Annotated in this window: 23 protein-coding genes and 1 pseudogene; 11 read left to right on the top strand and 13 right to left on the bottom strand. The window is 69.9% G+C overall.

Annotated elements, in window-relative coordinates:
- Positions 1-380: 380 nt before the first annotated feature.
- Positions 381-1,073, bottom strand: coding sequence for an anti-sigma factor family protein (locus ACZ7IB_RS36580; RefSeq protein WP_470918630.1), 693 nt, complete (start codon positions 1,071-1,073; stop codon positions 381-383).
- Positions 1,070-1,579 (bottom strand): sigma-70 family RNA polymerase sigma factor, encoded by a 510-nt coding sequence (locus ACZ7IB_RS36575; protein ID WP_470918629.1) that lies wholly within the window; start codon positions 1,577-1,579, stop codon positions 1,070-1,072. The genes ACZ7IB_RS36580 and ACZ7IB_RS36575 overlap by 4 nt, the downstream gene beginning before the upstream one ends.
- 300 nt (positions 1,580-1,879) lie before the next feature.
- On the opposite strand from ACZ7IB_RS36575, the gene ACZ7IB_RS36570 reads away from it, so the two are divergent.
- The 4 genes from ACZ7IB_RS36570 to ACZ7IB_RS36555 all read left to right on the top strand — a co-directional run bounded on the left by ACZ7IB_RS36570 (position 1,880) and on the right by ACZ7IB_RS36555 (position 5,883).
- A complete protein-coding gene (locus tag ACZ7IB_RS36570) occupies positions 1,880-2,266 on the top strand; it encodes a hypothetical protein (protein ID WP_470918628.1) in 387 nt (128 codons plus the stop codon).
- On the top strand, positions 2,263-2,958 hold the full coding sequence (locus ACZ7IB_RS36565; RefSeq protein ID WP_470918627.1) for a hypothetical protein: 696 nt from the start codon (positions 2,263-2,265) through the stop codon (positions 2,956-2,958). The genes ACZ7IB_RS36570 and ACZ7IB_RS36565 overlap by 4 nt, the downstream gene beginning before the upstream one ends.
- A gap of 447 nt (positions 2,959-3,405) precedes the next feature.
- Positions 3,406-4,668 carry a vanadium-dependent haloperoxidase gene (locus ACZ7IB_RS36560; RefSeq protein ID WP_470918625.1) on the top strand — a complete coding sequence of 421 codons (1,263 nt, stop codon included), beginning with the start codon at positions 3,406-3,408 and terminating at the stop codon, positions 4,666-4,668.
- A gap of 303 nt (positions 4,669-4,971) precedes the next feature.
- Positions 4,972-5,883 (top strand): hypothetical protein, encoded by a 912-nt coding sequence (locus ACZ7IB_RS36555; protein WP_470918623.1) that lies wholly within the window; start codon positions 4,972-4,974, stop codon positions 5,881-5,883.
- 64 nt (positions 5,884-5,947) lie between these two features.
- Here the strand turns inward: ACZ7IB_RS36555 and ACZ7IB_RS36550 are convergent.
- Positions 5,948-6,388: pseudogene (locus ACZ7IB_RS36550) on the bottom strand (IS607 family transposase); the annotation flags it as partial.
- A 13-nt stretch (positions 6,389-6,401) separates the two neighbouring features.
- Between ACZ7IB_RS36550 and ACZ7IB_RS36545 the strand changes: the two are divergent.
- The 4 genes from ACZ7IB_RS36545 (at position 6,402) to ACZ7IB_RS36530 (ending at position 8,814) form a co-directional block, all read left to right on the top strand.
- A complete protein-coding gene (locus ACZ7IB_RS36545) occupies positions 6,402-6,635 on the top strand; it encodes a hypothetical protein (RefSeq protein WP_470918645.1) in 234 nt (77 codons plus the stop codon).
- Positions 6,632-6,769, top strand: a complete 138-nt coding sequence (locus ACZ7IB_RS36540) for a hypothetical protein (RefSeq protein ID WP_470918622.1) — start codon at positions 6,632-6,634, stop codon at positions 6,767-6,769. The genes ACZ7IB_RS36545 and ACZ7IB_RS36540 overlap by 4 nt, the downstream gene beginning before the upstream one ends.
- A 183-nt stretch (positions 6,770-6,952) precedes the next feature.
- Positions 6,953-8,434 carry a hypothetical protein gene (locus tag ACZ7IB_RS36535; RefSeq protein ID WP_470918621.1) on the top strand — a complete coding sequence of 494 codons (1,482 nt, stop codon included), beginning with the start codon at positions 6,953-6,955 and terminating at the stop codon, positions 8,432-8,434.
- A 53-nt stretch (positions 8,435-8,487) separates the two neighbouring features.
- Positions 8,488-8,814, top strand: a complete 327-nt coding sequence (locus tag ACZ7IB_RS36530; protein WP_470918620.1) for a hypothetical protein — start codon at positions 8,488-8,490, stop codon at positions 8,812-8,814.
- Positions 8,815-8,871: 57 nt separating this feature from the next.
- Here the strand turns inward: ACZ7IB_RS36530 and ACZ7IB_RS36525 are convergent, their stop codons facing one another.
- From ACZ7IB_RS36525 to ACZ7IB_RS36490, 8 genes are all read right to left on the bottom strand, one after another.
- Entirely contained in the window at positions 8,872-10,203 is a 1,332-nt protein-coding gene (locus ACZ7IB_RS36525; protein ID WP_470918643.1) for a protein kinase domain-containing protein, read from the bottom strand.
- Positions 10,203-11,147, bottom strand: coding sequence for a protein phosphatase 2C domain-containing protein (locus ACZ7IB_RS36520; RefSeq protein WP_470918619.1), 945 nt, complete (start codon positions 11,145-11,147; stop codon positions 10,203-10,205). The genes ACZ7IB_RS36525 and ACZ7IB_RS36520 overlap by 1 nt, the downstream gene beginning before the upstream one ends.
- Positions 11,144-11,806 (bottom strand): vWA domain-containing protein, encoded by a 663-nt coding sequence (locus ACZ7IB_RS36515; RefSeq protein ID WP_470918641.1) that lies wholly within the window; start codon positions 11,804-11,806, stop codon positions 11,144-11,146. The genes ACZ7IB_RS36520 and ACZ7IB_RS36515 overlap by 4 nt, the downstream gene beginning before the upstream one ends.
- Positions 11,807-11,884: 78 nt before the next feature.
- Positions 11,885-12,019 (bottom strand): hypothetical protein, encoded by a 135-nt coding sequence (locus tag ACZ7IB_RS36510; RefSeq protein ID WP_470918618.1) that lies wholly within the window; start codon positions 12,017-12,019, stop codon positions 11,885-11,887.
- A 58-nt stretch (positions 12,020-12,077) separates the two neighbouring features.
- Complete coding sequence (locus ACZ7IB_RS36505; RefSeq protein ID WP_470918617.1) at positions 12,078-13,712, bottom strand: TRAFAC clade GTPase domain-containing protein; 1,635 nt, start codon at positions 13,710-13,712, stop codon at positions 12,078-12,080.
- A complete protein-coding gene (locus ACZ7IB_RS36500; RefSeq protein ID WP_470918615.1) occupies positions 13,709-16,189 on the bottom strand; it encodes a GTPase-associated protein 1-related protein in 2,481 nt (826 codons plus the stop codon). Before ACZ7IB_RS36500 ends, ACZ7IB_RS36505 begins: the two co-directional genes overlap by 4 nt.
- Entirely contained in the window at positions 16,180-17,436 is a 1,257-nt protein-coding gene (locus ACZ7IB_RS36495; protein ID WP_470918613.1) for a TRAFAC clade GTPase domain-containing protein, read from the bottom strand. The genes ACZ7IB_RS36500 and ACZ7IB_RS36495 overlap by 10 nt, the downstream gene beginning before the upstream one ends.
- A gap of 1 nt (position 17,437) precedes the next feature.
- Positions 17,438-19,615, bottom strand: coding sequence for a hypothetical protein (locus ACZ7IB_RS36490; RefSeq protein ID WP_470918612.1), 2,178 nt, complete (start codon positions 19,613-19,615; stop codon positions 17,438-17,440).
- Positions 19,616-20,091: 476 nt separating this feature from the next.
- On the opposite strand from ACZ7IB_RS36490, the gene tdh reads away from it, so the two are divergent.
- The 3 genes from tdh to ACZ7IB_RS36475 all read left to right on the top strand — a co-directional run bounded on the left by tdh (position 20,092) and on the right by ACZ7IB_RS36475 (position 23,396).
- Positions 20,092-21,120 carry an L-threonine 3-dehydrogenase gene (tdh, locus tag ACZ7IB_RS36485; RefSeq protein ID WP_470918610.1) on the top strand — a complete coding sequence of 343 codons (1,029 nt, stop codon included), beginning with the start codon at positions 20,092-20,094 and terminating at the stop codon, positions 21,118-21,120.
- A 36-nt stretch (positions 21,121-21,156) separates the two neighbouring features.
- Positions 21,157-22,350 carry a glycine C-acetyltransferase gene (locus ACZ7IB_RS36480; protein WP_470918608.1) on the top strand — a complete coding sequence of 398 codons (1,194 nt, stop codon included), beginning with the start codon at positions 21,157-21,159 and terminating at the stop codon, positions 22,348-22,350.
- Between the two features lie 113 nt (positions 22,351-22,463).
- Positions 22,464-23,396 carry a LysR family transcriptional regulator gene (locus ACZ7IB_RS36475; protein WP_470918607.1) on the top strand — a complete coding sequence of 311 codons (933 nt, stop codon included), beginning with the start codon at positions 22,464-22,466 and terminating at the stop codon, positions 23,394-23,396.
- Between the two features lie 76 nt (positions 23,397-23,472).
- On the opposite strand, the gene ACZ7IB_RS36470 is transcribed toward ACZ7IB_RS36475, so the two are convergent.
- Together ACZ7IB_RS36470 and ACZ7IB_RS36465 are read right to left on the bottom strand one after the other, a co-directional pair.
- Positions 23,473-26,124 (bottom strand): ABC transporter permease, encoded by a 2,652-nt coding sequence (locus ACZ7IB_RS36470; protein ID WP_470918606.1) that lies wholly within the window; start codon positions 26,122-26,124, stop codon positions 23,473-23,475.
- Positions 26,121-26,843 carry an ABC transporter ATP-binding protein gene (locus ACZ7IB_RS36465; protein WP_470918604.1) on the bottom strand — a complete coding sequence of 241 codons (723 nt, stop codon included), beginning with the start codon at positions 26,841-26,843 and terminating at the stop codon, positions 26,121-26,123. The genes ACZ7IB_RS36470 and ACZ7IB_RS36465 overlap by 4 nt, the downstream gene beginning before the upstream one ends.
- Between the last annotated feature and the right edge of the window lie 62 nt (positions 26,844-26,905).

Below are 26,905 nucleotides of genomic sequence, written 5' to 3'. Positions count from 1 at the left end.
GTGGAGCTGGTGTAAGACCTCAACGGAGTTCTCCGAGCGGGCAGTCGGCGACGAAGCAGAAACCCCCACGGCGCGAGCCGTAGGAATCCCCCTCGTTCACGAGGGGGATCCCCACGGCGCGAGCCGTAGGAATCCCCCTCGTTCACGAGGGGGAGGAAGTCAACGGGGTAACCCTTTCAACAGGGAGGGGAAGTGGGAATTGCGGTGAGGTGGCTTGAGCGCGGCGCCACGCCCGGTTGCCCCGAGTCGCACGTGCTGGGGCAACCGCTCTGCAGGGGCGACGACGTCAGGTCAGTGGCGTGTCGCCCCGCGTCAGGGCAGGCGGGACCATCCCGTGGGCCCGGCAGTGGAGCGGTCCGCGGGATGGTGGTCGAGGCAGGTCAGTGTGGTCGGGTCGTGGCGACCATGCGTCCCGCATGGTCCATCACGGAGATGGACCGGATGTCGGGAAGGTGCAGGGTACTCGCCCCCGTCAGGGCGGCGCTGCCGTTGGGGGTGATCGCCCAGGTGGCCGCCTGTTCCTTGCGGCCGTCCACCGAGGAGACCTGGAGGATGAAGGGTCCTGGCGCTCCTGCGGGCAGGTCGGCCAGGGTGACGCTCACCGCAGTGCCCCAGGGCTTGGCCGTGAGCGTGGCACGGCCGGACACGGAGTACCCGGCGGCCGAGGTGAAGGCCGTGGCCGGGCCGGTCGACTGCCGGAACGGCAGCATCGACCCCACTCCGAGCCCGGCGACCACGATCAGGGCCGCAGCCAGTGCCAGCCACTGCCGACGAGCCCGGCGCCTGCGTGCGACATCGGCGGCGCGGACCTGCTCCAGCAGACGGTCGAGCCCGGCCGACGAAGCCGGAGGCGCCGCGTCGGTGTCGGCCTCGCGCGTGGCCTGGGGGCGGGGCGCGGACATGCCCGGGGCACGGCGGAGCAGTCCCGCCAGCGGGGCCGAGTGCGCGAGCTCGTCACGGCATTCCTGGCACGTGGGCAGGTGGGACTCCAGGACGCGGCGGTCGGTCTCGCTGAGACCGCCCAGCACATACGCGCCGATCAGCATGCGCACGTCGTCGTGGTCGGTGCTCACCGTAGAACTCCCATTTCTTCAAAGGCTGCGCGCAGGTTGCGTACGGCGTAGTAGGCGCGGGACTTGACTGTTCCCTCCGGGATCGTGAGCCGTGACGCGGACTCGGCGACAGTCAGCCCCTCGAAGTACAGCGCCTGGATCACGTCACGATGCTCACTGGACAAGCGTTCCAACGCTGCGGCAATCACGTGCCCCTCCAGCGCCGCCTCCACATCATCGGCAGAAGGTACAGCCGCGAGTGCCTCGTTGTCGTAGAGCAGTTCCGGACGTCGCTGTTCAGCGCGCCAGCCGTCGGTGAGCACGTTGCGGGCGATCGTGAAGAGATAGGAGCGGATGGTGACGTGGCGTGGCTCGATCTTGTCGATGCTGCGCCACGCCCGCAGCAGCGTCTCCTGCACGACGTCCTCCGCCTGCTCAGGACTGCGCACGTACCTGCGCACGAAGGAGAGCAGCACATCGTGGTGCTCGGTGTACAACGCAGTCATCAACTGCTCGTCCGGCGTCACGCTCGATGTCCTCGTCTCGCAGGCTGGGGTCGCTTGGAGCATCGCCGGGCCCGGACTGCAGGCGGTGGACAGTCCGCGTCCTGGGGAGGCGCGAAACCAGATCCGATCCATCCGACTCACTTCCATACCTGACCGCACCGGCTGCGCCGTCTTCGAGGACGGCTGCGACATGCGGTTTCTTGTGTCCTGAGGCACTGATCGTGTGCCCTTGCGGCTACGTATACGACGAGCCGGCGGATTGAGTTCACCGGCAGGCAGCGGACGAAGTATCCACTGGAGTCGCGTGAGCGTGCGGTGCGGATGTATCGCACCATCGAGCCAAAGCCCCAGATCAAGCGTCTGGCGCTCGAGTTGGGCGTGCATCCCGAGGCCCTGCCCGGCTGGATCCGCCAGGCCGATGCCGGCGAGCGCGACCCCGGCTTATGGGCGGCGCCCGGCGCTCCGCCCGCGAGCGGGGCAAATCCGACCCGATCGACGCCGAGTCCGTTGCCCGGGTCGCCCTGCGGGAGCCCGACCTGCTCGTCCGGAGCCACACGGACAAAGAGTCGCCGGAACACGACCGTGACCAGCCCCCGGTGCGCGTCACCCAACAAAGCAACATCAGTCGGCCTGCGGACTGAACCGAGTGCCGCAGGTGGTCGTACACATGACCGCAAGCCTCCCAACACTCAGGAGAACACGTCATGAGGAAGAAGAAGCTCGGCGGGGCCCTCGGCGCGGGTGCGGCCGTGGTCCTCGGCCTGGGCGCTGCGGCCTCCGGGCTGTCCAGCGCGAACGCATCGAGCCCGGACACGTCCGCCTCCACCAGAAAGCACCCGGTCAAGGTGGAGGTCCTCGCGCCCGAGCGCGGGGACAACGCGGGCGTGGAGGGCAAGGGCTGGTTCGTGGACCTGAAGCTCTCCTTCCGAGGCAAGACCCTGGCCCAGACCGGCTTCAACGGGCTTCAGCTCACCGGCCCGGCCGCGCACAACAACATCGCCCCCTTCCCCGGCACGTTCTCCACCGGCCAGGACGACAAGATCCCTGGACTGGTCGTGCTGACCTCCACCACCAACAGCACCCTCCCCGGCTTCTCCGGGCCCGGCACCAACCTGGCCAACCTGTTCAACCTCTCCGGCGTCACCAACCGCACCCCGCACAAGACCGAACTGTGGGACACCTGGATCGTCGGCGCCCCCATCGCGGGTCAGAACGTCGACACCACCCTGACCGTGGCCGTTGTCGACGACCTCAACCACGACGGCATCTACAACGACGCCCCCGGCGTCGTGAAGGACCTCAACGGTGATGGGAAGACCGACGCCAAGGACCTGGGTCTGATGGACGTCGCCTCCAACATCGTCACCGTCCCCTTCCACATCAACGCCGACCCCGCCTGAACCCCGTAAGGTCAGGAGGGCGCCGTTGCTGGGCCTGTGAACGCCTGCGCGTGTGCCGCAGTGCACGCCGGTGCTGATGAGACGGAGCGACGACGATGCCGTCTCGCCCGCCTTCGTCTGCTGCTCCGGCGTGGTCCCCTGCGGACACCCGCCACTCGGCTGCAGACATGCATGGGTACTTCCTGGGCTCGCCGGATACATCATTGCCGGCGCACGCCCGGCCACGCCGAAGACCGCCCCTGCCCGCAGCGGCATCCCTATCCGGGGCAGGGCGTCCGGGCCGACACGGCACCGTGCGCCGCAGGTTCCCGGGCCAAGGCCCCACGGCTTCGTCCGGGAACCTGCTGCGGCCGGTGCAAGGTCCTCAATTCTCCACGTCCTGTCGCACATGACTGCCGGACGGGCGCGCCGACACCCGCCCCCACCCCACCATGAGGAGCTACACCCATGAACTCCCCGAAGACCTGTGCGGCCCTGGTGGCCTCCACGGCACTGCTGGTCGCCTCCGGCGCAGCGCCGAGCGTCGCCGCCGCCCCTGCGCCAGGGCACGGTCGCACATCTGTGGCGCTCGCCTGGTACGACACCACAGCCGACACGATCGCGACGGCTGGCTCATCTCTGCCTCCGGTGACCAACAGCCGTACCTGGGCGGTCAGTTGGATTGCGGCAGCGCGGGCCCTGCAACACGTGCCGTCTGGGGTCGACCGTAGGGACTACCAGGACGCCGCGCTGGCCGCCGCGGTGCACCGCGCCCTGGTCGAGCTGGTGCCCACCCGTGCCCCGGAGCTGGATGCCGCCCTGCAGCAGACCCTGGATCAGACCCCCGACGGCCCGGCCGAGACCTTGGGCGTCGCAGCCGGCGAACGGCAGGCGCTGAAGGTCCTGCACGACCGCGAGGGAGACGGCCTCGATGCGGCCTCGGTGAACGCCCCCTTCACCGTGCCGCCGGCCGCGCCAGGCGTCTGGCAACCCACCCCGCCCGCGTACGCCCCCGCCATCCAGAACGGCAGCCGGTTCGCCCGGCCCTTCCTGCTGAAAAGCGCCGGCCAGTTCCGACTGCCCGCGCCTCCCGCTCCGACGTCCAAGCGGTACCGGACCGACCTGAAGGAGGTGCGAGACTTCGGCGAGCTGAACAGCACCGTGCGCACCGCGCGGCAGACCGACACGGCCAACTTCTGGTTCGACTCCTCGCCGGCCCTGTGGACCAAACCGATTCGCGTCGCGCTCGCCGCCACCTCCCGCCAGCCGCTGCTCAAGCAGGCCGAACTCGTCGCCCTGACCAACGCCACGCTGGTGGACACCCAGATCGCCACCTCCGACAGCAAGTACGCCTACCCGCTGTGGCGCCCCGTCACCGCGATCCGAACCGGCGTCGGCAAGATCCCCGCCGACCCGTCATGGACCCCACTGCGCACCACCCCGGCGCACCCGGACTACCCCAGCGGCCACAACACCTACGCAGGCGCGACGGAAACCGTTCTCACCGCCCTCGTAGGACCGCGCACGGCCCCCTTCACGCTGACCAGCGGCACCGCACCAGGCGTCGTCCGCACCTACACCGCGTGGCACCAGCTCACGCTGGAGAACATGGACGCGCGGGTCTGGCTGGGAATCCACACCCGACTCGCGGACGAGGCCGGGGTCACACTGGGTACCGATGTCGCCAGGTATGGCCTGAACCATGCCCAGTCGCTGTTCCAGGAACACTGAATCGGCCAGGCGACACCGCCTCGACTGAGCGCAAGCCCCTGCTCCGCTGCCAGTCGCCCGTGGACCCCGCCCGGCCAGAGGCTGGGCGGGGTCCACCGTGAACCGTTCCTGACCGGCCGCCCCGGTGCTCCCCCCTGCACCAGGGCGGCCCCCCATCAGCCAACCATCACAACCCTCAAACACCCGGTGAGCTTCGTCGTAGTCGACTTGTGAGCCGGCAGCGACAGGGAGCAGCAGAACCGGCAGGATGCGCGGCGCTACGAAGGACTGATCCCCGCCGACTGGTACCCGAGCGGCGTCCAGGTGAGCCGGGCCACCGGGGACGTCGTCGTCACCAACGCCAAGGGCATCGGAACCCGCGGCGTCCCCAGCCAGAACAGCCAGGGCCCGAGCGCCGGACCCAACAACGGTGGTACGGCGACCGGTCACAACACGTACGACGACACCGCCTCCGTCACCACCTTCCCGATGCCGTCCAAACGACAGCTCGGGGCACTCACCCACCGGGTCTTCATCAACAACGACTGGGTGAAGCTGCTGAAGCGGAAGCAGACCTACGGCTCGGCGCACGACCGCGAGCAGGTCATCCCGGCCAAGCTCGGCAGCCCCTCCAAGATCAAGCACATCTTCCTGATCACCAAGGAGAACCGCACCTACGACCAGGTGCTCGGTGATATCGGCAAGGGCGACAGTGATCCGTCCCTGGCCCAGTTCGGCCGGACCGTCACACCCAACCAGCACGCCCCGGCGGATGAGTTCGGCGTCAACGACAACTTCTACGACGTCGGTACGCTCTCCGCCGACGGCCACAACTGGCTGACCCGGGCCGACAACAACGACTACATCGAGCACGAATTCGGTACCTGGTACCGCAGTTACCCGCCCGGCGCCCGCTTGTCCTTTCTCCCCGATCGGGAGGGACAGGCGGTGTCGCAGCGTGCGGATACCGGCCTCAAGGTTGTGGACATGGGCGAGCAGGCAGCGTCGGGCCAGGCTGTACTGGTCGTGCGTGGCCTTCGTGATCGCACCCGCGATGCGCGACGACGACTGCTCGGTCAGGTCACGCTTCCGGGATGCCCACGCGTCGTTGTCGTGCTTGTGCCCGGCTTCGCAACGGGCCTTGAGGTCGAGAGAGGCCAGGCGGCCCTGGTGCTCGCCGACCAGACGCAACACCTTCTCGTCCTTTGGCGTGAGGTGCTTGAGGCGGTCGCGTAACGCCACACCGGACGGGCCGACAGCAACGAACGGCGGGCCGATGGTACGGAGCTGCTTCTTCTTGTCAGCCATCGGCAGCCGCCGCTTCCAGTGCCTTCTTGGCACGGTTCTTCGCACTGCGGCGGCCGTACAGGCGGGCACAGAACGAGGTCAGAACCTCCACCATGTCGCGCACCAGGTCGTCTTCGGCCTCGCCGTCATCCAGCACAACGAGTCGACGGCCGGTTGCAGCCAGAGCGGCCTCAACGAGTTCGACGTTCATACGGCCCAACCGGTCTTTGTGCTCCACCACTACGGTGGTCACCGCCGGGTCGGCCAGCAGGCGACGGGCCTTGACGCGGGCGCCGTTCATGCCCGAAGCGATCTCGGATTCGACGCGCACGACCTTATGCCCGGCCTTCGCGGCCCATGCCGACAAGCGTGCGGTCTGCCGCTCCAGGTCGGCCTTCTGGTCATGGGAGGAGACGCGGGCGTACAGGCCCACGCCACCGGTCACGGACGGTGAGGTGTTCGCGTCGATGTTCACCAGGATCGTGCGCGGCCCCACTCGGTACACCAGCATGCCCAACCGGATCCCGCTGGACTACGGGCTCAAGAAGCCGGCCTCGGCGGCTGCCGCGAAGTCGGCCGGCAGCGGTGCGCAGCGCCCGCAGGTGCCCGCCCATCTGCGGGAGATCGCTGCGCAGTGGGAGGCCTGGAGCGCGATCCAGGCGAAGAGCACGGGCGGCTCCACCCCGTCGAGGACCAGGTGAACCCGGCCCAGCTGAACCGGATCACCTTGTACGCGTCCACCGGATGGACCAAGCCGTACCCGGGCGACAGCCGCGTCCTGGCGCCCCATGAGGTGCCGGGCCGCGACAACCCGCCGCAGGAGCTCGGCGACTGATTATTTACGTGGTACGGAGGGTCGGTCACCCCGTTTCAAGGGCGGCCGGCCCGTCGCACGGGGCTTCGGATATACCCTCATCCGCAAGGGCCGTCCGCAGCGGCTCGGCGCGTACGGTGGAACGTCCGCGAGCAAGGCTGTGGAGGAGCGCCCAACAGGGGGACCGGGGGAGGGCGATCAGTGATGCGGCATGTACCTGCGCTACCGACGTACGACAAGGACGCGGTGACGAGACGCCTGTGTTCCGCGGTGCATCTGGATGACGAGTTCGCCCGCCTTGTACGCGAGGAGCTCGTTGCGGACCGCATGACTGCGATCGGCCTGCCGCTCGGCGTCAACCTGCTGGCACTGGCCCGGCACGGGAACCAGGCCGTCGATCGGATGGACACCCGGGACGCCCGATTGGCCTGGCTGTTCGCCGGACTGTGGGTGTCGGTGATCGGGGCCCTGGCCGGGATCGTGCAGGGCGCCTCCCCGGTGGTGATGTCGGGCGCCGTTGGGGTGCTCATCGTGATCGGCCTCGCGTGGTGGCTTGTGCACCGTACGGAGAACCAGTCTCGGCAAGCGGCCACCGACGTCTGCTATTCGGCCGGACGCCCGCTGGACCTCGCTCCTGAGGTCGACCAGGAGACCGAGGCCAGGCTGCGCGACCTCAAGCGGCTCAACATCCTGCCGTACACGCAGAGCGCCGAGCTCAGTTGTCCCTTCGTGGGCAGCGGAAGGAAGATCAAAGAGGCCGTCTGGCAGCCGATCGACGTCAGTCGGCCCGCTGACGCGCCCGGTGGCGGCAAGCTGGCTCTGGTTCCCTTCGATGCGGTGGATCTTCACACGTATGTGGCCAAGGAGATGGCCAACGTTGCGGGGCTGGAGGGACTTCGCTCCCAGAACCGGCTCTATGTGCTCGGCCCCCAGGTGCGGTACCTCGGTGCGGACGTGCTGCCCGACCCGCTGGGCCCGCCTCTCTCACGGATCCCCCGGCCGCTCGTGAAGGCCGGGCTGCTCAATCCCGGTGCGGGAATGCGCACCTACCTCAGCCTGGAGCGGGTCGGCGAGGGCGGCCGGGCCATCGTGTCGATGTATCTGCGGGCGCGATTGCACTACCCCAGCCTCTCCTGGGAGGTTGCCGCCTACGTCATTCCTCCGATCGGCGGCCGCTACTACCGGGCGGACTACCTGCCTCGCGACGGGTTCGAACGGTGGTGGAACATGGTCCGGTTCGCCACCTCACACACCTGGACCGCACTGCGAGGCGCTCCGGGGCGAATTCGCCGGCGCGGCTCCGCATTCAACCGGAGAGCGCGCGAACTGGAAAAATCGCGCAAGGAGATCACCAAGCGTCACGCCCTCTACGACTACGGGGCAACGGGGAGTCTGCGGGACCGGGTAGCTTCCTGGGACCAATTGGGACACGCCGAACGCATGGATTCCCAGGACTTCCTCCACCGACTTCAGCAGGGTGTACTCATCGCCACCGAACGCTTTCTGAATGATCATCATGTCGATACGGGCTCGTTTGACCGGGCCCAGCAGGTCATCACCACGCAGACGTACAACATCTCCGGCGACATCAATGGGCCCAGCAACTTCGGTAACAACGGTCAGATTGCGGCCAATTACGGTCAACAGGGGGCGCAGCCCTCCGGAGCTTCTGGCGGGACGCCTTGACCGGGCCCGGCGAAGCGTGTGCGTCCATCGACGATCAGGGGCAGAGGTCAGCAATGAGTACTTTCAACTTCCACGGCCAGATTTCCGGGCCGAGCAATTTCGGTGACAACGGAAAGATCGAGATTCATCAGGGTGCGAGCCCGGCCGAGACGCTGCGGCTCGCCGCTGAACTCGTACAGCAACTGCGCCAGGAACACCGGCCGGAGCTCGCCGAACAGGCAGAGATCGTGCGTGGCGAGCTCGTACAGGCCGAGGAGGAGCGACGGCCCGCCGACCAGGGGCGGGTCAAGCAGGCGCTGGAGACCATCTCGCTCGGGCTGGCGGCAGGCAGTAGCGGCATCGCGCTCGTCCAGGAGATCGGCCGCCTTGTAGGGCTCTGACCGGGACAGGACCGGGATGCGTGGGGGCAGGATGAAGTCCGTCCCGCCCCCATGACGTCATTTCGCGTGGACGGTGGCGTGAGTTCCGCCGAGGTTCAGCTCCAGGCCCGAACGGAGCGGGACGGTCTGTCCGGGCGCGATCTGCTGGGTCGTACCGTCGGAACGGGTGCCGGTCCATGGCGCCGACGAACGGTTCGCCAGGCCGAACTTGCCCGGCTTCTGGGGATGCTCGGTCAGCTCGGCGATCAGCGTCGCGTCGCTGTAGTCGTGCCGTGTCGGCTCCGGAGACAGGTGGTGCGCGTGCACCCGCGCGCCGCGGCGCAGCCGGACATGACGTTCGGCCTTCGGCGGCGGGGTGGTGATGACCAGCCGGGGCGGCAGCGTCAGCGCGCGACCGCAGGACCAGCAGGTCCCAGCTGAGGTCTCTCCCGGCTGGGTCATGTTCTGACGGCCGCAGTTCGCACATTCCACGACTGCGTCCAGCACGGACCGCAGGGCGTCGCGCCACTGGGACTCGCGGACCCTGGCAGCAGGATCGCGCAGACCGGCAGTGAAAATGTGGGTGAAGAGGTTACGCAGGGCTGCGGGAGCCGCCGCCCACGTATGCAGCACCGTGGAGTGCTCCATGGGATCGGGTGCGTTCCCATCGTCCTGTGGATCGAAGACGAACAGCGGCTGCCTTCCGTACAGTTTCTTCTCCGCCGCCTCGTCGAGGCAGTGGATGTCCAGCTCCCGCTTGCCCTTCAGCGGGTGATGGTTCATCAAGAGCATGAACAGAAGCACGGAGAGTGAGTGCAGGTCCGTCTGGGTGCCGGGTTTGGCTCCCGGGTCGCCGCGAACCAGCTCCGGCGCCATGAACTCCATCGTGCCCGAGATGCCGCTGCTGCCACCCTCGACCACGGCATTGTCGTTGTCGCAGACGAGGACGTCACCCGTGCTGGGGTCGAAGAAGATGTTTCCCCAGGAGATGTCGCGGTAGGCGATGCCTCGTGAATGGAGGGCTTGGTACGCCTCCACCGTATAGAGGCTTGCCGTCAGCAGTGCGCGCGGGCTGGTGCGCAGCTGGCGCCGGAAGAGAGCGGGAAGGCCTTTGAATCGGTCCGGCCGCAGATCCATGAGATAGCCGAACGCTTCAGGTCCCGACGGGACGAACGCGGTCGGCCACAGGAAGCGGTCGTCATCGAAATCGCGCGCCACCAACTCCTCGACAATGGACTTCTGCTCGGGTGTCGCGCAGCTCGGGTAGTACCACTTGAGGGCTCGCTCGCCGTGTGGTGAATCCACCCGGTAGACCTCACCCTGACCACCGGCCCCGAGTATTTCGATGACTCGGATCTCCTCCCCGTCGTCCGTAGTGAGGCGGGTCCCGCCGTCGAGCATGCCGGTCATCATCTCTCCGTCATCCGTGTGCCGTGATCCGTGACGCTGTGTTCCGTACCACTGGGTTCTGTGATGTTGTGTTCTGTGGAGCTGCCATCCGTGGCGCCGTCTGTCGGACGCCGAGCTGCCACCAGCGTCGTGTCATCGCCCGAGTACCGGGCGGCCTTGCCCAGCCACTCGGGCAGGGCGGCCCGGACACTTTCCAGGCCGTCCTCGGACAGCCGCTGATCGAGACCGGTCATGAACTGGGTGAAGCCCTCGTCCGAGGCGAAACTCTTGGACAGACCGTCCGTGGACACGGCGATCATCCGGGGCGTGCGGTCCTGCGTCACAATCGGAGCCCAGTGCATCCTTACCAGCTGCCAGGCGTGGCGGCTGCAGAGGGACTCCGTCTCATCACCCAGATCCGCCTCGGCCGGCGCCAGCGGCAGAGACACCTTGCCGTCCTCCTCGACGACGGTCAGCTCGCCGTCGCCGAGCTGCCAGGCCACGAAGAGGTGCGAGGTCATTACGGCACCGATCAGGGTCGCTCCGTAGAGCAACAGCTTCTGGTCGTCACGTGGTTCGGTCCCGCCGGTGCACATGCTCTCGGCCGGGTGGCGAGACCAGTGGCCCAGGACCTCCTCCTGCCAGCCGGCGATCAGTCGGCGGGGCACCTCGTTGCGCGCGTAATTCATCAGCCAGCTCAGACTGCGCGTACCTTCCGGGCCCTCGGTCCTGACCAGGGAAGCGAACTCCCGGGCCTGCACAGCAAACAGGTCCACGGCGTAGCGGGCGCCGATCTCACTGCGGGCATGCACTGCCGAACCATGGCCGTCGGCCACCACCAGGATCAGCGGATCCTCGGCCGTGCCGGCCCCCTCGATCGAGCACCAGTCCTGGTTGCGACGCTTGTTGACTCCCCGCGCGCTGTGGTCGAGCGTCTCCCAGAGCGGTGTGGACTGCCCGCTCACCAGACGTCGTCATCGTCGTCGTCCAACTGCGGAGGCGCGTACGGCGGCTGCTTGGCTCCCGCGTCCGACGGACCCGCCACCGGCTGCGAAGCCGCCTTGACCGCGGCGGTCGAGGCCCAGCGGATCGCTGCGGCGAGCTGCTTGGGACTGTTGGCGTCCAGCGGCTGCAATTCGGGATTGCCGAGAAACTCCTGCAGGACGCTCCGGTCGGCGTCTGCACCGATGGCAATGGCGACCCGCACCGCCTTTCTGCCCCACGGGGTGGCGTCCAGAGCCTTCAGCCCGGCTTTCCAGTCGTCGGTCGGCACACCGTCCGAGACGAGGGCCAGCACCGGCTTCAGCGCGCGCTGCGGCATCGGCGGTGTCTGGAGCTCGCGCGAGACGACTTCCAGCGCTTCGCCCAGATTCGTCATCCCGTCCACCTGGACGTCCTGCCAGGTGAAGTCGTCGACCGGGACCGGGGCCTGGTGCAGCCACCTGGCATCGGTGGAAAACGTCAGAGTACGCAACAGCAGTTGCGCGGCCGGGTTGTCGTGCGCCACGGACCGCATCTCCGGGACCGCTTCCCGGATCGCGTAATTGAGCTGGCCGATCTTCTCGCCCTGCATGGAGTAGGAGCAGTCCAGCAGCCAGATGAAGTGGACCGGCCGGTTCGCCATCGGACCGCCGGGAATGTCACTCACTCGATGTCCTCCTCTTCGTACGCTCTGTTGTGTGGTTCGTCGTTGGACGGCGGGTCATCGGCCCACCAGCCGGCCCAGCGAGTACAGGGCCGCCCCGGCAAGCGCGGTGCAGGTGATCACCGTCCCGGCGACGAACAGGGCGAGCAGCAGCCGGCGCCCCCGTGCGATGTGCGGCGTGACGGCAGACATGGCCGTGAACCGCCCCTTCCCTTACCTCGTCGACCCTAGCGAGCCGTATCTGTCCACGTCAGGAGCTTGATCGATCCCGTACGGCTTCGTTGCGGGGGCCGGGCACGTCCACCGACTCCGCACCCGGGGGCGTCGTGTGGGCGAGGAGTGCGTCGACCCGCAGTCCCGAGCGCGTCAGCAACCACAGCACCGGTTCTGCCGCCCGCCGCTGCTCGCTGTCCAGGGCACCCGCACCGGTGGCCGCAAACGAACTCACCGACCAGAAGCGGGTGGCACCGAAGTCGTGCCGGAGGCCGCGGACGAGCGCGCCGAGACCGATGTTCACCAACCAGCCGTCGATGCCGGTGGCCGGCACGCGCAAGGAATCGATCCGGTCGAGTGCGTCACGTTTGGTGACCACGGTGGCCACCGGCAGACGTCTGCGCCTGCCGGTGAGCGCCGCCAGTTCCCCAGTCAGCCGCTGATACGTGTCCAAGGGCCCCTGCTCGGAAGGATGGGCCGCGTCTGCTCGCTCAGCGTCCGCAACCGGTAGCGTTCGGCGCACCTGCCCGTCGGCGAGCACGTCCGTGGCCAGGATGATGCCGTCCGCGTGGGCGAGATAATGCTGTTCGCGGACGGCAGCCGCATCACGCAGCGATTCGCCCATGGGGTCGTACAGATACAGCAGTCTCCGTCGCCTGCCGTACGCGAGACGCAGCATGAATGCACGGGGATGGCCGCCCTGCGTCTTGAGCGCCCACCCTGTTCCGTTCAGCCGGGCTGTCAGTTCCACGGCGTCGCGCCGGTCGTCCATGGAGGCGTACTCGACTTTCAACCGGCCCTCGCCGGACCAGGAATGCAGACCAGCGACCGCGGCTGCCATCAGCATGGTCTTGCCCGACGATGTCCCGCCGACGAGCGGCACGTGGACGATACGTAGACCACCGATCCCGGCAGGCAACTGCTGGTCGCAGTGAGGGCACCGGGTGGTCAGCCGATCCCGTCCGGCGAGCGAGGTGGTCACCAGCCGCCGCCCGCAGGCGCAGACGTGCCACACGGCGCCGTAGCGTCCTGGACGCAGCTCACGATGGAGCCTGCCGCACTTCGGACACTGGTGGACAGCCAGAGGGAACGGCCGGTAACAGCCTGGGTAGGGGCACTTCATGCGGATCGATCGGACGACGTGGCCGACTTTGTCCGTAACGCGCAACACGGCTACGGCGGTCAGGGCTGCGGCCAGCACCAGGCCGAGCAGGAGTCCGAGAACGACGAATACCAGCGAGACGACCAGCGTCGCGAGCAGTGCGCCCGAGGCCGCGCCCAAAGCGGTTCCGGGGGCGACCACGCGGGTCAGAACACGCCTGAGCGGGTGGTTGTACCGCAGCCCTGTGGAGGGTTGCTGCCCGCGCAGCAGCCGCATGACCACCCGGCCCAGCCAGTCGGCCGTAAGCCGGTGCTGGACGCCTGCCCACGCTGCCAGCACGGCGGACCAGGCATCGAGCCACATCAGATGCGACCAGTAGGCGCGATGTGCGGGCTCGGAACCGACGTGCGGAATCCGCGGATCGGGAACCCCCGGCTGCCGCGGGCCGAGGACCTGCGCGGAGGCGCCCAGGGCGACGCTGAGGAACTCCCAGAATGTGCGGAAGACACACAGTGACACGGTGACGGCGACAGTGAGCCGGATCGCCGAAGCCAGCAGGTACGTGATCACGGCCGGCTGCCCTTCCGCGGCGGCTCGGCGTCGCCTCGTCGCAGTGCGTCGACGCCTGCGCGGCGCACCCGCCCGGCAAAGCGCAGACCGAGCCTGCCGAATGCCCCTGGCCGGTTCCAGGACCGGAAGTCCTCCAGCCAATGGCCCCCCACGGCCGTCAGGGCTTGCTCGAGGGCGACCAGTTCCCCGGCGGACAGCGCTCGGACCACCGGGCGCAGCACCTCGTCGAGGAGAGCGGCCCGGGTCTCGGTCCAGGCCCGCCCCGCATGCGGATGCGAGCTCCAGTCGGTGAAGCAGGCGGCGGCATACGCGGGCACAGTGCGCAGCCGGTCGCGCACGGAGGCCTCGCGGGCGGCCCGCCCGTAGGCCGCGCAGAGGTCCGTGTCACCGCTCTGAACGAGTGCGTACAGCTCCCGGTCGGGGCGGGACTCGGTCAGCAGACAGTGGGCGAGTGCCCCGAATGCCTGCTCCAGCACGGCCGGCCGCACCGGCTCGGCGGCTGCCCGCAGTGCCAGTGCCCGGTCTGTCCAGCCCGATCCCGCGGACCCGGCCCGCAGGTCCCGGGCGAATTCGAGGAGGAGCAACGCCGCGCGGACGGACGGTTCGAGCTCGGACTGGAAGCAGCGCAGCAGGTCGTGGGCGAGATCGGGGGCGTCACGGTCGTCGGCCGGACTGTTCAGGGCCGCTTCGACGAGTAAGGACCAGGTGTCCGCGGCCACGTGGGCGACCGCGCCCGTCTCACCGAGGACCAGCCGGGCGTCACCCGCGCTCGGCACCGCGTCGGCCCACACCAGCCGGAAGGCGGTACGCAGCACGAGCGGCTCGGCGAACGGGGAGATTCTCGCTGCTCGCAGCACGCCGTGCAGAGTCGTGACCCGGTCACTGTCCTGCGCCGTCGCCTTGCGTGCCTGGGCGCACATCCACAGATGAGGCAGTTCCTGCGACCCGGTGAGAGGGAGTGGTACCAGGGCGAGTAGCCGGGCGACTGCCGCAGGGTCGCCTGCCGCCAGGTGGTCGAGCTTGTCGAGCAGCGCCGTGCGCAGGTCGACAAGCTCGTCGAGTGCCTCGTGCACCACACCGGTGTACGCCGCTTCGGGGTCGGCCAGGAGCGCACGGGCCAGCCTCCGGACGAGATCGGGCAGAAGGTCGGAGCAGTCCACTGCGAGCAGACCTGCGACACGCAGCAACTGCACCGGCCGGGAAACTTCTAGGCCGTTGGCGGTCCCGGAGCCGGTGCTTGCGATGCCTGACCGTATCTCCGGGGCGAGTTCGGCAGCGAGACGCTGTGTCTGCTCTTCGGTGAGCGCGCGAGCGCGGGACAGGTCGAGCGGTGAACCGACCGTGCGGACGGCCTCGACCAGCCCGAGAGCGGCGAGGGGCGCGATCGTCGCAGCCGCCACCCTGCCGTCGAGCATCTCGAACAGCCCCGCGAGTACGGACGACTCGGCGGCCGTACGGTCCCCGGCGGATTCGCACAGCATCTGGATCAGCCGGTGCAGCGACTCCTCGCCCAGCGACACGGCATGCTCCAGTGCCCATTCGGCCGCCGCGGTGCGTCCGCCGGTTTCCAGGCGGATCCCGGCCAGCAGCGCGACCACGGCCGGCGGGCCGGGGGCGAAGGGAGCGGCCGACAGCGCGGCCGCCCGGGTGAAGAGTTCCGGTGCCCGATTCAGCCAGATCTGTGCGGCGGATGCGGCCCAGACGCCGGGCGCCGCAGAGGCCGGTGGGCGCCCGGTGCAGTCGTGGATGCGATAGCGGCTCTCATACCCGCCCAGGCCCCGCACATCGTCCGGCAGCACGCCGATGAGCTGCTGCCGGGCGAGCTGGGGGCGCCGCGTGTACGTGATGAATGTCAGCCGGTGGGCGCTCTCCCGGGGCAGCGCCGCGCTGGCCAAGGCCACCCAGAGGGCCACACTGGCGCTGTCCCGCTCGACGAGGACGATCTGCGGTGCCGTCTCGTCCTCGGCCTGCCTGTGCAGATCGGCCAGGAATCCTGGTAGCCAGGGACCCCGGGACACCGCGAAGTCGATGAGGCCCGTCCGGTCGAGGCCGCCCCCGGGAGGCAGCGCGTCCAGCGGGGCCAAGGACCTGCTCTGCGGTGTGGAGTCGGCCCAACAGGCGGAGTCCCAGGTGGTGATGGGAAGGGCGCCGCCGGGAAGTGACTCCCCTGCGGGCAGATGGACTCCATGTGCGTGGAAGTTGCCCCAGCGGCCGCTGTAGTCGGCCCCGGTGTAGACCGTACGGGTCAGCAGCCGGCTGCCGTCGGACAGCAGAGTGAAGCTGAACGCCTTTGGAAATGAGAGGAGTTCGTCGGCAGTGGGGCGCGGTGGAGTGTCGCGCGGTGGCTCGTAGCCGATGACCGATTCGGCCTCCCGGAGTACCGACTGCGGCAGATCGGGCGAGACCGCCGTGAAGCGGAACCCGGACCCGTCGGGGCCGGGCGGCGCGGAGGTGTAGTGCAGCTGACTCAGGCCCACGTGCCGACCTTCCCTGTCCTGTCCCGGCTCGGCTTCCGTACCGGGATCAGGCCCCGACGCGCCAACAGCCACAACAGCGGGTCCTCGATGCGCAGCGGCTGGGGTCCCGATTTGGGGGCATCCGCCGGAGCATGCGCGGGCGGCGGCGATCCGAGCGCCGAGATGCCGAAGAACGACAGCTCGGCGAAGTCGCGTTCCAGCTGTCTGCAGAGCACACCGGAGTCCCAGCTGTCCAGCAACGAACGCAATTCCTCGTGCACGGTCAGCCGGTCCTCCTCGTCCAGAGCCCCACCCGTGTGCGAGGCGTTGTGAAGCAGCGGCGAGTGCGGGCCGAGCAGTGATCGCAGTGTGTCGGTCTTCGTGACGGCGACAGCCATCGGCGTAGTGACACGACCGCGCGATCCGCCGCGCCCGTGCGCCCGGAGCTGAGCGGCGAGATCGGCGGCGATCTGCTGGGGCGGGGTCTCCACGGCGGGCAGCGGCGGCCCTTCGCCGGACGTAGTTCGGTCACGTACGGAACCGATCTGGAGCGGGTCGACGAGTAGGATGATGCCGTCGGCCGCACCCAGATAGTGGGTGTATCGGTCCATGGCCTCGGCACTCTTCAGGTCCTCGCCCGCCGCGTCGAAGAAGACCAGTGCGGTGTGTCTGCTGCCGTCGCCGAGCCGCCCACGACGCGGCAGGCTCAGCCGGTACAGCAAGGGGTCGTTGAACCCCATGGCAGCTGGCCGGGTGGCGTCCGGCAGCCGGAGCCGGTCGTACAAATCCTCGGCCATCTCCCGGTCCCGACGCTGGGTTTCTCCGCCCATCGCGGCCAGCGATGCGTTGTAGGCCCGCCCCACCCGATTGCGGAGTTCATTGAGCAGCACCGATACGTAGGTGCTCTTGCCGGAGGCCTTGGGGCCGACCAGGGCGATGATGCGGCTGTCCTGATCGCAGTAGTCGCTGGGGAAGTCGTTGTGACAGCTGCGGCAGACCCGCACCGGAGTGGAGACCCCGCAGCCGGGGCACGCCGTCCGCGATCCAGGCCCGCGCAGTCCCGCGAGTCCGCGGGACGCCGTGAACACCGGGCCGCGCAGCCGCAGCGCAGCCGGGATGCTCGGCCCCATGAACTCCGCCCACAGATCGTCAGGTTCGGCGTCACAGGGTTTGCCGCCCCGTACCCCTGTGGCCGTCATCAGACAGCGGTACGGCAGCCGCACGGCAGCCGACCGGTCGAAGCAGTAGGGACAGATGACGGTTGTCACGTCAATGCACCACCAGGGTTGCGGGGGAGGGCTCGTCGAGCCGTATGTCGGCGGCCCGGCCGCCTAGAAGAAAGCCGCGCAGGGCATACGGAGGACGGCAGACACTGGCGGCGAGCTCGCGCTCGACCGTTCCGGCGCGGTGCAGTTCCTCACCGCTCAGCCGGAACACCGTCGTGCCGTCGGTGTGGCGGTGAGGCCGGAGTGGGGCACGGCCCTCACCGGCCCGTGCCACCAGGACGAACTCCGGCAGGTCGGTGAGGACTTCACCGTCCGGTGACACCAGAGTCACCTGAACGGTCGTGGGGCCGCGGTGCAGCAGTCTGCGGGGGCCGGGCATGACCCGGTACGCGACCGTGACCTCCGCGGGGAGTGCGGTCCGGGCGGCTGCGGGCTCGATCACGGTCGTGTCCGAGGTACGAGGTGCCGAGACCACTCGGATGTTCAGCCGCGACGGAGAGACCGGGACGGACAGCCCTTCGCGCAGGAACATGCTCCGGGTCACTCGGTGTTCGGTGCTCTGACCGTCCTGGTCCAGCACGACGGTCACCTCACCGGCCTGCGGAGGCCAGCCGAACGTGATGCGGGCCCGGCCTCCGGTGATGCGTTCCGCCACTACGGCGGTGACCGGCTGCGGCGCCTCGATTCGCAGAACCGGACCGGCCACCGCCCGATTGCCGAGGATCGCCAGGGCAGCGACTCGGGTGACGGTGCCGGGCGGCGGGATGAGATCACCGCACGATGTCTCCCAGCCCAGCGCGGCAGGCCAGGAGGCGGGCGGCGTGCGCAGTTCCGTGCCCGGTGCCGGTGGCTCGCCCGGCCACTCGACCAGACGTACGTTGGCGCCGTCGCCGCCGGTCCAGGTGAAGTGCGCACGCCCGTCCGCGCCGGTGGCGTTCAGCGCGAGCACGGGCGAGGGCCAAGGGTGGACAGTGACTCCGCGGCTGATGCCCGGCGAGGCGACCTGGCCTCCGCCGGCCGCGCGGTACCGGCAACCGATATGGATCAGATACTCCCCGGGCTCCAGCCCGTCTGCCATGAACCGACTCTCGGGGGGCTCGATCTCGCGCATACGGCCATCGGGACCGGTCAGTCGCACGCGGACGCCAAGCGCGCCGGACGGCTGACTCCACCGTGCCTCGATACGGGCCTTGCCGTCGACTGCCTGGAACCCGGACACCTCCGGTACAACGAGCAGCTTTCCCGATACGAGGGGCTGTCCATCAATCCGGCTTCCGTGCAGCGGGAGCGCCGCATAACGGACCTCCCGGCCGAGCGGAGGGTCGTTGTCAACCCACGCGGCCGCTCCCGTGCGCATCTGGATTTCCGTCAGCGCGGGGTCACCGCCGGGCTTGCGGGTGAACCTGATGACCCGCCAGGCAGGCGTGTCCGCCTCGACCGCGGCTGCGGTGGCACCAGGCCAGGTCACTTGTACGGAGTCCGGGCCGAGGTCGACGGCCATCGGGCCGGGCTCCCCTTCGGGCGGCCGGTGTGTCCGGATCAGACCGCGCAGGATGCGGGGACAGTCGTTCATGAGCCGGGCAGCCCGAAGGTACTCGCCAGCGGCCGCTCCGGGATCGCCCGCCTGTTCGAGCCGGTGTGCCCTATCCAGCGTGGCATCGGCCAGCCGGGCCCGGGACGCCACGGATGACATCCGATGTGCAAGCAGACGATCGCCCGCACCGGCTGCGGGCAGCCGCTCTGCCAGCCGGGCGGCGCTCCGTGTCCGCCCGTGCTGCCACTCGTCCTCCAGCCCCTCGGCCGCGGTCCGCTGTTCGGGATCGAGTCGCTGGAGTGTGCTGACAGCTTGGGCCAGCGCCGCGGCCTCGTCCGGACAGACGCCGAGTGAGACCACTGTGGCCGGCCGTGAGCCCTGCGGGTGGTCCTGCACCAGCGCGATCAGCTGATAGAGGAGTACCCGGCGCAGCGCGGACGGATCACCGGCGTGCAGGTGCTGCAACCGTGTCAACAGTGGTACGAACGCACCCGGGCGATCTGCCCGGCACTGCCGGAGCCAGGAGCTGTCGACGTGCTGCCAGCCATGCCTCGGGCGCTGGACGAACACTCCGTCGAGGACCCGCACCTGACCGCCCTGCCGCACGAGCGCCTCGCCGACATGACGGAGACCCAATGCACTGAGCTGGGCAACGAGCGAGTGATACCGGGGGACGAGCGGTGCCATGGGCAATCCCTTGAGGGCCCCGGGCATCCCGAGGTGATGCCCGAACTCCAGCCCCACCATCAGCCCCCGTGCTCACTCGCGTATGAGGAACCATCCCACCAGATTCGTGACCCCGACGGAGGCCTTTCCGGAATCCTGCCGACTCCGTCGGCCGAGATCACAGCGCCTGCGGATGCGAGGTCCAGGCGGTGAACGCAGCGGGAGGCGGGGCGGGCGCCCGCACCAGCGCCGACGACGGCGCTGTGCACAGCCAACGGCCCGGCATGAAGCGGAACTGCGGGCGCGCTTAAGAAAACCTCGATGGACCTGTGGCGCGGGGTGCGGCAGATTTCTCCGTGACGGCAGAGGATGGTGCGCGGCAGCCGATCGACGCGTGCTGCCATGCCGTCCCTCTTTTCTTCCCCGGGCCGCAGGCTTCCTCAAGGCTGCCCCGGTCCGGGGCACTCAACGCCGTACCAGCGCAGGGAGCCGCAGCCGTGAAGGCACTCGTGAAGCAGAAGGCCGAGCCGGGACTCTGGCTGATGGACGTGCCCGAACCGGAGATCGGCCCCTCGGACGTACTGATCAAGGTGCTCCGCACCGGCATCTGCGGCACCGATCTGCACATCCGGAACTACGACGGCTGGGCGCAGCAGGCCGTGAAGACCCCGCTCGTCCTCGGCCACGAGTTCGTCGGCGAGATCGCGGAGACCGGCGCCGATGTCGTCGACATCAACGTCGGCGACCTGGTCAGCGGCGAGGGCCATCTGGTCTGCGGGAAGTGCCGCAACTGTCTGGCCGGGCGTCGCCACCTGTGCCGCTCCACGCTCGGGCTCGGCGTCGGCCGGGACGGGGCGTTCGCCGAGTACGTAGCCCTGCCCGCGTCCAACGTGTGGGTGCACCGGACCCCCGTCGACCTCGACGTCGCCGCGATCTTCGACCCGTTCGGCAACGCCGTGCACACCGCGCTGTCGTTCCCGCTGGTCGGCGAGGACGTCCTGATCACCGGCGCCGGACCGATCGGCATCATGGCCGCCGCGGTCGCCCGGCACGCGGGCGCCCGTCACGTCGTCATCACCGACGTCAGCGAGGCCCGGCTGGAACTGGCCCGGAAGGTCGGCGTCAGCCTCGCTCTCAACGTCAGCGAGGAGACCATCTTCGAAGGGCAGAAGCGCCTCGGACTGCGCGAGGGCTTCGACATCGGCCTGGAGATGTCCGGGCGGCCCGAGGCGATGCGCCACATGATCGAGAACATGACGAACGGCGGCCGGATCGCCATGCTCGGACTGCCGTCCGAGGAGTTCGCCGTCGACTGGTCCCGCATCGTCACCTCGATGATCACCATCAAGGGCATCTACGGACGCGAGATGTACGAGACCTGGTATGCCATGTCCGTACTGCTGGAGGGCGGCCTCGACCTCGCCCCCGTGATCACCGGCCGGTACGGCTACCGAGACTTCGAAGCAGCCTTCGACGACGCGGCGAGCGGCCGCGGCGGCAAGGTCATCCTCGACTGGACCTCCTGACCCGACGCCCTCGTAGACAGCTGGGAGACACCCCTCATGTTCGACTCCGTACGCGACGACATGCGCACCACCCTCGACGAGATCGAGGCCGCCGGACTGCACAAGCCCGAGCGCGTGATCGGCACCCCGCAGTCCGCGACCGTCGCCGTCACCGCGGGCGGCCGCCCCGGTGAGGTGCTCAACTTCTGCGCCAACAACTACCTGGGCCTCGCCGACCACCCCGACGTGATCGCCGCCGCCCACGATGCGCTGGACCGCTGGGGCTACGGCATGGCCTCGGTCCGCTTCATCTGCGGCACCCAGGAGGTCCACAAGGAGCTGGAGCAGCGGCTCTCCACGTTCCTCGGCCAGGAGGACACGATCCTCTACTCCTCCTGCTTCGACGCCAACGGCGGTGTCTTCGAGACCGTCCTCGGCCCACAGGACGCGGTCATCTCCGACGCCCTCAACCACGCGTCCATCATCGACGGCATCCGTCTCTCCAAGGCCAAGCGCTTCCGCTACGCCAACCGCGACATGGCCGACCTGGAGACGCAGCTGAAGGAGGCGTCCGGGGCCCGGCGCCGGCTCATCGTCACCGACGGCGTCTTCTCCATGGACGGGTACGTCGCCCCGCTGCGCGAGATCTGCGACCTGGCCGAGCGCTACGACGCCATGGTCATGGTCGACGACTCGCACGCCGTCGGTTTCGTCGGCCCCGGCGGCCGCGGAACGCCCGAGCTGCACGACGTGATGGACCGCGTCGACATCATCACCGGCACCCTCGGCAAGGCGCTCGGCGGTGCGTCCGGCGGTTATGTCGCGGCCCGCGCCGAGATCGTCGCGCTGCTGCGCCAGCGCTCCCGCCCGTACCTCTTCTCCAACTCGCTCGCCCCGGTCATCGCGGCGGCCTCGCTCAAGGTCCTGGACCTGCTGGAGGCCGCGGGCGACCTGCGCGAGCAGCTCAATGCCAACACCGCGCTCTTCCGTACCCGGATGACCGAGGAAGGCTTCGACGTCCTGCCCGGCGACCACGCCATCGCCCCCGTCATGATCGGGGACGCGGCGAAGGCAGGCCGGATGGCGGAGCTGCTCCTGGAGCGCGGTGTGTACGTGATCGGGTTCTCCTACCCGGTGGTCCCGCAGGGCGCGGCCCGTATCCGTGTCCAGCTCTCCGCCGCGCACTCCACGGCGGATGTGAACCGCGCCGTGGACGCGTTCGTCGACGCGCGGGCCGCGCTGGGGGAGTAGCGCCCCGGACGGGGGTGCCGTCAGGGTCTCTGTCCGGGCCCCGCCCGGCATCCCCCTCCGACAGCCTCACCCGGGCGGCAGGTTTGCCTCCGTGACCTGGGACAATGGGTCACATGATCGATGCACGGCGGCTGCGCATTCTCCGTGCGGTGGCGGACCACCGCACGGTGACTGCCGCAGCCGCCGCGCTGTATCTCACGCCCTCCGCGGTCTCCCAGCAACTCGCCGCGCTGGAGCAGGAGACCGGGCACCGGCTGGTCGAGCGCAACGCGCGCGGCGCCCGCCTGACCCCCGCAGGGGAGATCCTGCTGAACCACACCAACGCGGTGCTGGCCCAGCTGGAACGGGCCGAGGCGGAGCTCGCCGCGTACGGCGCGGGGGACGCCGGTACGGTCACGGTCGCCGCGTTCGCCACCGGCATCGGCCTGGTCCTGGCCCCCGCGATAGCCGAACTGACGCTCACCGCGCCCGGCATCCGGGTCCGCGTCCAGGACGCCGAGGGCGATGCGAGCGTGCCGATGGTGCTCGACCGGCAGGTCGATGTCGCGGTCGCCGTCGAGTACCGGGGCGCGCCCGGCGAGGACGACCGGCGCCTGACCCGGGTGCCGCTGTACTCGGAGCCGTTCGACGCGGTGCTGCCGGTGGGGCATCGGCTGGCCTGCCAGGAACAGGTGGCGGTCGCCGACCTGGAGAAGGACCCGTGGATCGGTCCGTACCCCGGCAACCCGTGCCATGACGTGGTGGTCCTGGCCTGCGAGTTCGCCGGGTTCCAGCCGAGGCTGGAGCACTCCTCGGACGACTTCCGCGCGGTGGTCGCGCTGGCCGGCGCGGGCGCCGGGGTGGCGCTGGTGCCGCGCTCGGCGTTGCGGGGGATGGACCTCACGGGGGTGGTGGTGCGGCCGGTGGAGGGCAGCGCGCCGACCCGCCGCGTCTTCGCCGCGGTGCGGCACGGCGCGGAGGGGCATCCGCTGATCGCGCCGGTGCTCGACGCGCTGGCCACGGCGGCGGTGCGGGAGGCGGCGCTGCCGCTGCCGGCCTCACCGTGACGCGCGCCGGGGGCGGGGCGTCCGCCTCCCGTGACGCGCGTCGGCGGCGGGCGTCATCCTCAACCGTCGGACGGGTTCAGACTCGGCGTTTGAGGACGAACCGGCCGCCGGACGACCCCGGCCACATCGCCCCGGCACCCGTCGCCACCGTCACGGCCAGTGCCAGCACCCCGTACTGCACCGGCGGCAGATACGGCACCGAACCGGCTGTCGACACCGCGAACGCCACCAGCGGGACCGCCGCGACCAGTGTGCCGATCGCCAGGCCCGCCACCGCCACCAGCCCCGTCTCCAGGAGCAGCATCCGCCTCACTTGGCGGCGGCCCGCGCCGACCATCCGCAGCAGGCGGAATTCGGGGCGGCGGCCCACCGTGATCAGGGACAGAGTGCTGATCACCGCGAGCAGGGCGAAGCCGCCGATCACCCCGACACCGATGATGATCAGGGCGTTGTCCTGGTCCGAAGACGGCGGGGCGATCCGTACGTCGTCCGCCGTCGCGGTGCGGACCTGCACACCCGTGTACGGGGAGAGGGCGCGCGCGGCGGACGAGGCCGAAGCCGACCCGCCGTCCACCGAGCGGATCAGGATCTGCTGGTCGCGCGGTGCCGAGGCATGCCCGGCCAGGGCCTCACGCGGCAGCATGAACTCGCCGAGTCCCAGGGCCCGTTCGTAGAGCGCCACCACTCGGAGCCGTACCTCCGTACCGTCACCCAGGCGGAGCTTCACCGTGTCGCCGGTGCCGATGTCGAGGTCGGCGGCCCGGTCCTTGCCGACCGCGACCGTGCCGCTGCCGATGAGGTCCGCCAGATCACCCGCCGTGACGTGCGGATCGAGCGTGCCGGGCAGCTGGTCCGCCGTCACACCCAGCACGGGGAACCGGTCCAGCTTCGGATCGCCCATCTCACGATGGGCGAGGACGACGCTGGAGCGCAGCACCCCGGTCGCCGCTTTCACCCCGGGAGCCTTGCGCACCGCCTGCGCCGCATCGGCCGGCAGTCCGGCGGCCGGACCGGTCGCCACGAGGTCCGCCCGGAGCGCGGCAGCGGTCTGCCGGTCGGAGGCCCGCTCCAGCGTGGAGTTGGCCGCCAGCTGTACGCAGACGAACGCGACGACCAGCACGATCGGGGTGATCGCCGCGCCGAGGCGCCGATTGTGCGCGGCGGCGGACTTGGCGGCCAGGAACCCGGAGACCCCGCCCGCGCGCCGTACCGGTGTACCGAGCACCCGCATCGCCACCCGGGCGATCCACGGACCGAGCAGCGCCACCGCGATGATCAGCGAGGTCGCCGCACCCGAGGCGGCCACCGCGGCGGCCTGCCCGCCCTGCGCCGTCGCCGCGCCCGCCGAACCGACACCCGCGACGGCCAGCACCGCTCCTGCGGCCGTACGCAGCCGGCCGGGCTCGCCAGGCTCGGGCGCACGGGCCGCGCGCAGCGCCGCGGCGGGCCGCAGCCTGGTGATGGACCTGGCCGCGAGCATCGACACCGGACGGGCCGCCGAGGCGACGAGCACCGCGGCTGTGGCGGCCGCGGCGAACGGCAGCCACACCGGCACGGGCAGCGGCAGCGGGTCCGTGGTCAGCAACGACCGCATCAGCAGCCCCAGCGGTACGGCCCCGATCCCGCCCAGCACCGCGGCGGCGCATGCCACCCGGCTCACCTCGCGGCCGACTGCCGACCTGAGCTGCCGGGGCGTCGCCCCGACCGCGCGCAGCAGCGCCAGTTCACCGGAGCGTTGGTGGACCGCCTGGGAGAGGGTGGTGGCGATCACCAGGAGCGCCACCATGAGGACCGTTGCCGCGATGGAGGCGAGCAGCGGGAGCAGATCGCCCCGTGTGCCGAGTGCGTCGACGTAATCGGCCTGCCCGCGTTCCGAGCCGGTGAGGACCCGGACCTCGCGGTCGCCGTGTGTGCGGTCGGGCAGTGCGGTGTCCAGCGACGCCCGCAGTTCGTCGGCGGACACGCCCTTCTCGGCGACGACGCCGATGGCGTCGACCGTGCCCGGGTGTCCGGCCAGCGCGGTCAGCCGCTGCTCGGTGAAGAAGACGGCGGGGGCGGCGCCCCGGTGACCGGTGTCGGCGACACCGCTGACGGTGTACGGATGGGGAGCCCCGTCAACCTGCAATGTCACATGGCTGCCGGGCTTGCTCCCGGCTGCGGTCGCCAGCGCGCTGTCGATGACCACCTCGGTGGACGTCCTCGGCGCGTGTCCATCCGTCAGCCGGTACGGAGTGAGTGCGGCGGCCGCCCAGGAACGGCCGACAGCCGAAGCCCCGTCGGTCCCGGTACCACCGCTCCCGCCGTCCACGGCCACCGGGACCGAATCGTCCGCGACGGCCTTCGCGACCCCGTCCGCGGCGGCCGCCTTCGCCACCGCGGAGCGGTCGAGGCGGACGCGTTCCGACAGATACGTCGTCGCGGTCTGCGGCTCGCTGCCCCACGGCTTCGCCGTATACGTCACCTTCTGGTCGGCCGCCACCACCGCGTCGGCCCCGGCATAACGCTCCACCGGCGGCTGCGCCAGCAGCAGCGAACCGAGGACGAGAGCGAACGCGCCGATCAGCGCAGCCGCGGCCGTCGTCGCCGCGAACACCGCGGCCCAGGCCCGGCGATGAGTCTTCAGCGAACGCCGGGCGAGGAACGCTGACGCCCGCCGCACCCCGGACCGCACATCCGCCTTAGGCCTTCGCGTGTCCGTACTCGTGCCCACGCCCGTACTCGTGCTCATCGCAGCCGGCCGCCGTCCATCGTCAGCACGGTGTCGGCCCAGTTAGCCGCCACCGGATCATGGGTGACCATGACGACTGTTCGGCCGTCGATCCGTACCGCGTCCCGCAACAGACCGAGCACCAGCAACGCCGACTCCGGGTCCAGGGACGCCGTCGGCTCGTCCGCGAAGATCACATCGGGTTCGGTCACCAGCGCCCGCGCCACCACGACCCGCTGCTGCTGGCCGCCCGAGAGCGTCGCGGGGCCCTGCGCACCCCGACCCGTCAGGCCGACCCGGGCCAGCAGATCCCGGCCGCGCGTCAACACCCGCTCGTCCGCCGGATCGGCGCCCGCCAGCACCAGCGGCAGCACGACGTTCTCTTCGATGTTCAGCGACGGCACCAGATTCAGGGCGTGCGACTGGAAGACGAATCCGATCCGGTCCCGGCGCAACCGGGTCAGCGCGGCCTCGGACAGCGAGCCGAGATCGGTGCCCCCGACCCGTACCGTCCCCGCCGTCGGACGGTCCAGGCCCGCCGCACACTGCAGGAACGTGCTCTTCCCCGATCCCGAGGGGCCCACCACCGCGGTGAAGCTCCCGGCCGGGACCGCACAGCTCACCGCGTCGAGCCCGATCGCCTCCCGGCCGCCGCCATGCCTTCCATAGCGTCGGCTCACCGACTCCAGACTCAGCGCGGTGGCCCGCACCGCTGTGATCGTGTCCACCGTCGACTCCACCGTTCCTTCTCCGCCTCGACCTTTCCGACCTGAATAAACGCTATGAAGAAGGGGGTGTCCGG

Source organism: Streptomyces sp. NPDC037301 (genome assembly GCF_055602785.1).
This window is presented reverse-complemented; position numbering and strand designations above follow the sequence as displayed.